At 39.6% G+C, this 7664-nt stretch carries 6 protein-coding genes and 1 pseudogene; 4 read left to right on the plus strand and 3 right to left on the minus strand.

Translation table 11 applies throughout. From position 1 onward, the window contains the following. Window positions 1-230, plus strand: a 230-nt coding sequence (locus WBA23_RS18245) for an Arm DNA-binding domain-containing protein (protein ID WP_424583714.1), incomplete at its 5' end; no start/stop codon positions are given. Between the two features lie 20 nt (window positions 231-250). After that, window positions 251-1236, plus strand: a pseudogene (locus WBA23_RS18250) (IS701 family transposase). Between the two features lie 42 nt (window positions 1237-1278). Here WBA23_RS18250 and WBA23_RS18255 read toward each other — a convergent pair. Together WBA23_RS18255 and WBA23_RS18260 are read right to left on the minus strand one after the other, a co-directional pair. Further along, window positions 1279-2004, minus strand: a complete 726-nt coding sequence (locus WBA23_RS18255; RefSeq protein ID WP_424583715.1) for a head GIN domain-containing protein — start codon at window positions 2002-2004, stop codon at window positions 1279-1281. 391 nt (window positions 2005-2395) lie between these two features. Continuing rightward, window positions 2396-3910, minus strand: a complete 1515-nt coding sequence (locus tag WBA23_RS18260; protein WP_424583716.1) for an alpha/beta fold hydrolase — start codon at window positions 3908-3910, stop codon at window positions 2396-2398. A gap of 197 nt (window positions 3911-4107) precedes the next feature. Between WBA23_RS18260 and WBA23_RS18265 the strand changes: the two genes are divergently transcribed. After that, complete coding sequence (locus WBA23_RS18265; protein WP_424583717.1) at window positions 4108-5172, plus strand: sensor histidine kinase; 1065 nt, start codon at window positions 4108-4110, stop codon at window positions 5170-5172. Next, window positions 5169-5903 carry a LytR/AlgR family response regulator transcription factor gene (locus WBA23_RS18270; RefSeq protein ID WP_424583718.1) on the plus strand — a complete coding sequence of 245 codons (735 nt, stop codon included), beginning with the start codon at window positions 5169-5171 and terminating at the stop codon, window positions 5901-5903. The genes WBA23_RS18265 and WBA23_RS18270 overlap by 4 nt, the downstream gene beginning before the upstream one ends. Before the next feature lie 207 nt (window positions 5904-6110). Here WBA23_RS18270 and WBA23_RS18275 read toward each other — a convergent pair whose 3' ends face one another. Then, on the minus strand, window positions 6111-7457 hold the full coding sequence (locus tag WBA23_RS18275) for a chlorophyllase/cutinase-like alpha/beta fold protein (protein ID WP_424583719.1): 1347 nt from the start codon (window positions 7455-7457) through the stop codon (window positions 6111-6113). Window positions 7458-7664: the final 207 nt, after the last annotated feature.

A 7664-nucleotide genomic window follows, 5' to 3' on the forward strand; every position in this document is an offset into this window, starting at 1 on the left:
CTGGCGAAATTCCTATCTATATACACATTACCATCAACGGCGAGGTGAAAGAGCTTTCCACAAAGCAGTGGGTAGATGCAAAACTTTGGAGCAGTGAAAAGGGTAGAGTGAAAGGTAGTAAAGAAAACAGTAGAATGATCAATAATCATATTGATCAGATCAAAGCGGAGCTTATCAAAATTTATAATAGTATGGACGACAACAGAGATAGGACTTTCGCTTTTGAATAAGGATACCGTAAACTATTTGGATGTTAAATAAACACGACTACATCAGCTATCTGCTCAGTACCCAGACCAACTACACTTGCACCAAATTGGCTGATCACAAAGCAGGGCTAAGTCACGATGCCGTGAGTGATTTCCTCCGACAAGAACGCTTTACTCCTTCTCAACTGTGGGATAGAGTCAACCCTCACCTTGAGGACAGCCAGCAAGCGGCCATCATTGTAGATGATAGCGTCCAGAACAAGCGATATTCCCGCTTCATAGACTTGGTCAAATGTCAATACTCAGAGACTGAACATGATATGGTACGGGGTATCGGCTTAGTTAATTTGGTGCATTCAACAGGTAACAACGGAGATTTCTGGCCGATTGACTACCATATCTACCATCCTAATACGGATGGCAAGATTAAGAACGATCACTTCCAAGAGATGTTTATCCGGCTAATTACCTATAAAAAACATCCAAGCCAAAACGATCCTTTTGACAGATGGTATGGCTCAGCCGATAATTTTAAACTCATCCATCGTAGCGGTTGGACCTTCTTTACCACATTAAAGAGCAATCGTAAGATGAGTGTAAACCGAGATATAGGTTACCAGCATCTGGACGAACTGCACTTTGATAAGCGAACACTGGCCAGTAGACTGGTTGTTAAGCTACAGACGGCCGCATTGAATGGATCATTACCAATGATTTAGATCAGCATGTTAACTGTTCTGTTGCAGAACCGGGCACCGGTGCGCTTAAAAACGACAATCGGTGGCAGACGGTTGGCCGCGCCATCGAAGACTTTCACCGGGGCTTCAAACAATTGACAGGTTCACAGAAGTGTCAGTGCCGTCAGTCGCGTTCGCAGCGTAATCATTTAGCTTGTTGCTACTATGCTTGGGTGTCGCTCAAAGTAAGAGCTAAACAATTACATACAACCATCTACCAAGTAAAGCGTAATCAGCTTACCGACTATTTGGTCAATCAACTTTGTTACCCAACAATTCCTGCGTTATGATACCTAAGGCGAAAGTCCTAACAGTGTTATGGGCTTTTACTTTTAGTTTGAATCAATTATCTGACCAACACCGGAAATATTTGTTGTAATGGTTGGGGTTCCTTTATAATAGACGCTACCTGAACCGATAATTGTTACGTCCAAATTTGATGTTACAAGAATTTTTGACTTTCCACTTCCTGAAGTACTAATTTCTGCATCGGTTGTTTCCAGACCAAATCCGTTTAAGTTACCAGAACCCAAAATATTATGTTTTAACTCATCTGCTTTTCCAGAAACATCTATCCTACCACTTCCTGAAATAGTACTTGTCAATATAGAGCTTTCTGTTTCAGCTTCAATTTTGCCCGAACCTGAAATAATAACATTAGATAATGGTAGTATATGTTCTCCAGTTATTTTACCTGAACCTGATAGAATTAATTTTTCTATGTTATTAGAAGTAATAATAATGTCTAATTCATCATAGCTTTTGTGATAATTATTTGGCAAGACAATGTCCCATACACCATCGTTTACTGTTTTTTTAATCTCATTAATAGTTTCTTTTCTTCCTGTTATTTCAACTTCTTGGTTTTGCCCCTCAATAATTCTAACATTTCCTGGAATTGATAATGCAATGCCATTGAAAGCATCCAATTCAAAAGATTGTGTAATTATCGGACTTACGTCTTTAATGTCTTCAACACAAGAACTGATTACCAAGACCATTGTAATAATAAACACCAAATAGTAACTAGCTTTTTTCTTAATTTGCAAATAATTCATTCTTTCTATAATTTTATTATTGACACCTACTTCCGTTTAAAGCCTATTTTCAGCTTATTCCGACTAATATGGGGTTTATTTAATTGCCCCTAACACCGAGATAAACTTCATATGACGTAGGACAGCGGGGCCACCCTGGTAGGGTACCGCCCAAGCTCCCACGGACGCCTTGCTGGCTAGCCTGGATCAGTTTAAAAGTACTATGATCAGCGAACGAGTAAAGGTAGGGATGGTAAAGGTAAGAAATTTCACGCTCTACACTTTCCTCAAATATCCAATAACAAATTAAGAAATTGTACCCTCAGCAGGTTTCTAACAATTAGATTAGTAAACAGCTAAAAGTAAGATATGGCACGGCGTGGAACTACCTTCAAAAATTAAATGATTTATTTTAATCCTCGTTCTTTTCTGTAACGTGCTGATAATCATTCTGAATAGATGGGTGGGACAACTCTCCGGGACTTCCTTTCACTGGTATAAATTCTAGCGCAGGGTAGGATAAGGTTATATCACTCACATCTTCTTCTCTCAAGAATTGTGTGATCGTAGAGATTGCTTGAGGATGGGCCAGTATCTGTTCGTGTCCTGCAAAGTCTATGATGATATGACTGCTATTAGAAAAGCCCCAGCGTACTTCTTCAGCCTGATAAGGGGGCGTATTGCTATCAAGAGTGCCACTCATTAGTAGGGTTCGAATATTACTCGAGAAAGGAGCACGAAACTCTTCGCCTAAATCAGGGGAAGGCCAATCATTCTGCATCATGGCTGATAAAACATCCCGGAATGGACTATCTACTGTTTCTTTCTCTATTCTTTTTAACCGGTCGGAACTAGCCCCAGAGGCTGGATCCATGGTGGCATTCATACCTTGTACTCCGTATAAATCCCCGACACGTTTCTGCACAAACCACTGCAAAATATCGTAGTCGCCTTGGTCAATACTGAATAGCAGGCGGGGGAAAACAGGAATGTCACTAGCATCACTTATGTCAGAAAGCAGTATCAAGTTAAGTCCAAAGGAACCGATATTTATTGGCATGGACTCGCCCGTAAGTGGGGAAGCAACTTTTAGTTTGACAGGCTTCTCTTCTAATCTTTTGATGATACGATCATACAGATCAATCAAATCTGGCACCTCTTTATTCACCTTAGGATCAGCCTGAGCGAGTAAAGCAATTTTTTGAAACTGGGCAACGAAGGTAGAAGGCAGTTTAAAGGTATGGTTAAGTCCTTCCACCCCAATTAAGACGGCATTCTTTACGTGCTGGCCAAAGTATTTCATGTAGGCTAAACCCAAATGAGTTCCGTAGCTAAACCCCAATAACGAAACCTGTTCATAAGATAAGGCTTGCCTCAGATTGTCAATATCTTGGGCGTTCTCCAGCGTAGTGTATCCTCGCAAATCAACTTTCCGCTGCTCAAATTCAGCTAAAGCAGCCTGGCTCATGGTCGCCAGATATTCTTCTCTGACTTTCTGGTTAGCAAAAATATCAGCTGGAACATCCTTGGGAGTAATGTATAGCACCCGTTGCGTTCCGGCTCCCGTGCCCCGCTGGTCTAACAAAATAACGTCACTTACTTTTAGAAAAGGAAGCCAGCGTTCTAAGTAGAAAGGGTCATCGGCTTGCCAGGTACAGCTTTGTCCTGGGCCGCCTTCCAAATAGACCAATGGGACTTGAGAAGTCGGATTTATGCTTTTTAGCTGTATAAAATGAATCGATATGTTCTCCGAATCTGGGTTGGCTCGGTTCTCCGGTACCATCAGACTTCCCACTTGAGCCTCGACAACAGTCCCCGATTTGCTTTTGAAAGACTTATTCTCAATGGTTAGCGATTCAGATGGATTCTGAGCGTTAGCGAGTAGGGTGGTTATCCACAGACAGCTGAGCAATAGTAGGTGTTTCATCGTTTTATTTTTTCCAATGTTACGCCTTACACTGATACGGTTGGTAAAAAGTAGACCAATACCCAATAGCTCTAATTCGATGAAGAAGTTGATCCTACCAACGGCATTTATCCTGCGATGCTGCTCGTTCGGGCTATGATACCTCACATTGGTCGCCCTTCTTCAATTAATAATTACTTTTTTGCTACTTTTCCTATATGAAAAAGGTAGATCAACTCATCGACCAGATTTCTCAGCACCGTTGGCTGCTCCATCTTCTGTTTTGGGCTGGTTTCTGGTTCATTGCTCCCGTTACCTCCACGCAAGGTTTAGCAGAAATGGGACAAGCATTTATCTTCCGGGGAATTGGGATACCCGCCAAAATGATGGCGACGTATCTACTGGTATATTTTCAAATCCCCCACCTTCTGCAAAAAAAGAAATACATTTGGTTTGTTGGTAGCTTACTTGTTAGCATTCTGATCTTTACGGTATTGGCGCGTTTTATTAATATTCACATCGCCGAAAGGCTAACCGACCCCCAGGGGCCTCGAGAATCCTTAGAACAAATTATTAGAGAATTCGAGTATACTATACTTGGTTATTTTGGCAGAGTATACGGGGTTGCGTTTCTTTTTCTTTTCATCAAGATGATCAAGGACCGAGGAGAAGAAAAACAGAAGATAGAGCGACTCAAACAAGAAAAGGCTACAGCTGAACTTAGTTTTTTAAAGGCTCAAATTCACCCACACTTTTTATTCAATACGCTTAACAACCTATATGCGCTGACGCTAGATAAATCAGATCAGGCCCCTCAGGTGGTTGCTAAGCTTGCTGAGATACTAGATTATATGCTTTATCAGTGTCAGGCAGACAAAGTGTCAATTCGTCACGAAATCGCATTAATAGAACACTATATTGACCTGGAAAGATTACGGTATGGTGAGCGACTGCAGTTAGATTTTGCCCACTCTGTTGACGATTGGCAGACATCAGTCGCTCCACTCATCTTGATCTCTATCGTAGAGAATGCGTTCAAGCACGGTGTTAGCGGTGTGGTTGGTCCCGCAGTGGTGGTGATTTCGCTTACGGTTAAAGATGGCAGTCTACACTTCCGAGTACTTAATACCAAACCTAGCGTCAGTCAAGATGACCAAATGAACTACCGAGCGGGAATCGGGGTACAAAACGCCCAACGTCAATTAGATTTGACGTATCCTCATCAGTACAAATGGCTAATAGATGAGCAAGAAGAAACCTACGAAGTAAACTTAAGCCTATGAAAAGTGAAAAGACAAACTGCTTGATCGTAGACGACGAACCATTGGCGGCCAACTTACTAAAGAAGCATTTAGAGCAATTTTCCCAGTTGCATTTGGTAGCCGCCTGCGGAAACGCATTAGAAGCCTTTAATTTACTACAAAAAGAATCTATTGATTTACTCTTTTTGGATATTCAAATGCCCGGTATTGACGGGATCAAATTTGCACGATCATTGCTGCATCCCCCCAGTATTATTTTCACTACTGCCTATCGCGATTACGCCGTAGAAAGTTACGAATTGGATATAGTAGATTATTTACTTAAACCGATCACGATTGATCGGTTTTTGAAATCAATCAATAAATACCTCTTGCGAACCGACAATCAACGATTATCATTTGCACGTGCAGAAAAGGAAGAGAGCAGCGGAGAACAAAGTATATATGTGAACACCAACCGAAAATACGTGAAGGTACTATTTGAAGAGATATTGTACGTAGAGAGCCTTAAGGATTACGTGAGAATTAATCTTCCTGGACAGTGCATTACAACCAAAGATAAAATTACTGATTTTGAACAAAAACTACCCCATCACTTTTTCCGAGTGCACCGCTCTTATATCGTAAACATCCGAAAGATCACTGCCTATACCATGCACGATATTGAAATTAATGGAAAGGAAATTCCCATTGGGATATCTTATAAGAAAGAAGTGATTACCTTTTTAAAGAGAACAAGCGCTAACGAATGATATAAGGCACTATAGTGTCTGCTTACCGCCTATTTCTATCGCGTTGGCGCTGCGTCCACAGTGGGGATCCGATCCGTTGCTATCGGAACTCCAAGTAGTGACAGGTCACTTAATAATTTCATGACAAATCCCTATGTTGTTTGAGCGGGCTACCAACCATGAGAATAATGCTTTTCAGTTACTACTTATACAATATGTTGGCTATCGTTATTTTAGCCAGTTCATAGAGTATTCATTACTGTCAGACCACGTTACTTCATTTTTTAAATAACAGTTTAAAAAATGAAGTATTACTTCGCATTTTAAATAATGCCCTTTTCCTTTTTCATAGCCGTTACTAGCCATCATAGGTATCATATATGGTAAATCAGTAAAATCAATATGACCAGCATTGGCAAACCTTACCCAGTGTCTTATGGAATCGTCTCCTTCAAAGAAGTTAGAAACGTTTTCTAACTCATACTTTTTGACCTGCCGATAAAAGTCTGCATCAGGCAAGCCTTTTTCTTCAAGATCTTTATTGGGTAAATCAGGTGAGTAAGAACTTAAGTAAAGAAATGGACAACTGATTACTGAGGTAGCATTTGCAGGCATTGGCCCATCAATGTTTATAATAGCTTGAGGCTTCAACCTGTTCTTGTCAATATTTGCGCAAGTTGTACCACCAAGTGAATGCCCAATGAGCGCTATTTGATTGAAGTCGATAGTTGTAACAAAAGCTAAATTTTCATTTTTTAACTGTTCAATGACAGCTATGATTTTTGCTGATTGAACGGGTACTACTCTTGTCATCAGTTTGGCTACAAATTCTTGCTGTGCTCTGACGTCTAAAATAGAGGCTTCTTGTAAGCTCAATTCATATTTTTCAAAAGAAAAATCAAAATCTACAGAAATTACTATATACCCATGGCTAGCAATTTCTTGTAATAAGGCTGTATTATCTATGTTAGTACTTGCTGCTCCATGAGCATAAATTACTAATGGAAATTTAGTAGAAATACTATTATTAGAAACATCTCTATAACCGCTTGTCTGTACAAGAGTTAAATGACTAAAAAGAAATCCAGGCATTCCCATTAAGTCATCTAATTTAGTTATGGGATTTTCACAATACACATCTTTTTTAGTTCCTGCTTCGCCTATTGGATACCACGCTTTTAAATCAATACGACCGGTGTTTTCACTTTTAGTATCGATGACATGGGTTGTTGTTCCTACAAGATAGTCACCCTTAATGGTAGGGAGTTTGAATACGGGGACTAAATACCCAATAATTGAGCTGATTAGAATGAGTATTAAAGAAAAAATAGTAGTGGATAATCGCAGCCATTTTTGACGAATTTTGACTTTTAAAAAGTAATTAATAATAACGATGACCGAAAGTAGATAAACAATTGTCAACTGCCATCTTATACCTTCCAAGCTAATATGCAACAAAAGTGCAATAGCGCTGCCTGTCAATATTACTTTTTTAGTATTAGAGGGAATTGCATAAAACCTTCCAATTAATAACGCTATCAGCAGTAGTATAGTAATTAGTTCAAATAATCTCATACATCATTATTATTGATTAGTACCAACAGTTACTTTAAAAAGTAGCAAATTTTATTGCACTAACTTTCCGTCTAAAAATATACCTTTGTTCTAATTTCTCGCTTTCGTTTTAACGATTAACCCGCTGTGATTTTTACACATTATTACCACACGTATTTAGGTTTCATGTATACGTTTCACCACATAATCTAATTGACTGTCTTTTCC

The organism is Tunicatimonas sp. (assembly GCF_049647865.1).
In the GTDB taxonomy this organism is placed as follows: domain Bacteria; phylum Bacteroidota; class Bacteroidia; order Cytophagales; family Cyclobacteriaceae; genus Tunicatimonas.

What these genes read in the sequence shown, in the direction of transcription:
- WBA23_RS18265 (WP_424583717.1), top strand. Translation starts at nt 4,108, where the DNA reads ATGAAAAAGGTAGATCAACTCATCGACCAGATTTCTCAGCACCGTTGG.
- WBA23_RS18275 (WP_424583719.1), bottom strand. Translation starts at nt 7,457, where the DNA reads ATGAGATTATTTGAACTAATTACTATACTACTGCTGATAGCGTTATTA.
- WBA23_RS18270 (WP_424583718.1), top strand. Translation starts at nt 5,169, where the DNA reads ATGAAAAGTGAAAAGACAAACTGCTTGATCGTAGACGACGAACCATTG.
- WBA23_RS18255 (WP_424583715.1), bottom strand. Translation starts at nt 2,004, where the DNA reads ATGAATTATTTGCAAATTAAGAAAAAAGCTAGTTACTATTTGGTGTTT.
- WBA23_RS18260 (WP_424583716.1), bottom strand. Translation starts at nt 3,910, where the DNA reads ATGAAACACCTACTATTGCTCAGCTGTCTGTGGATAACCACCCTACTC.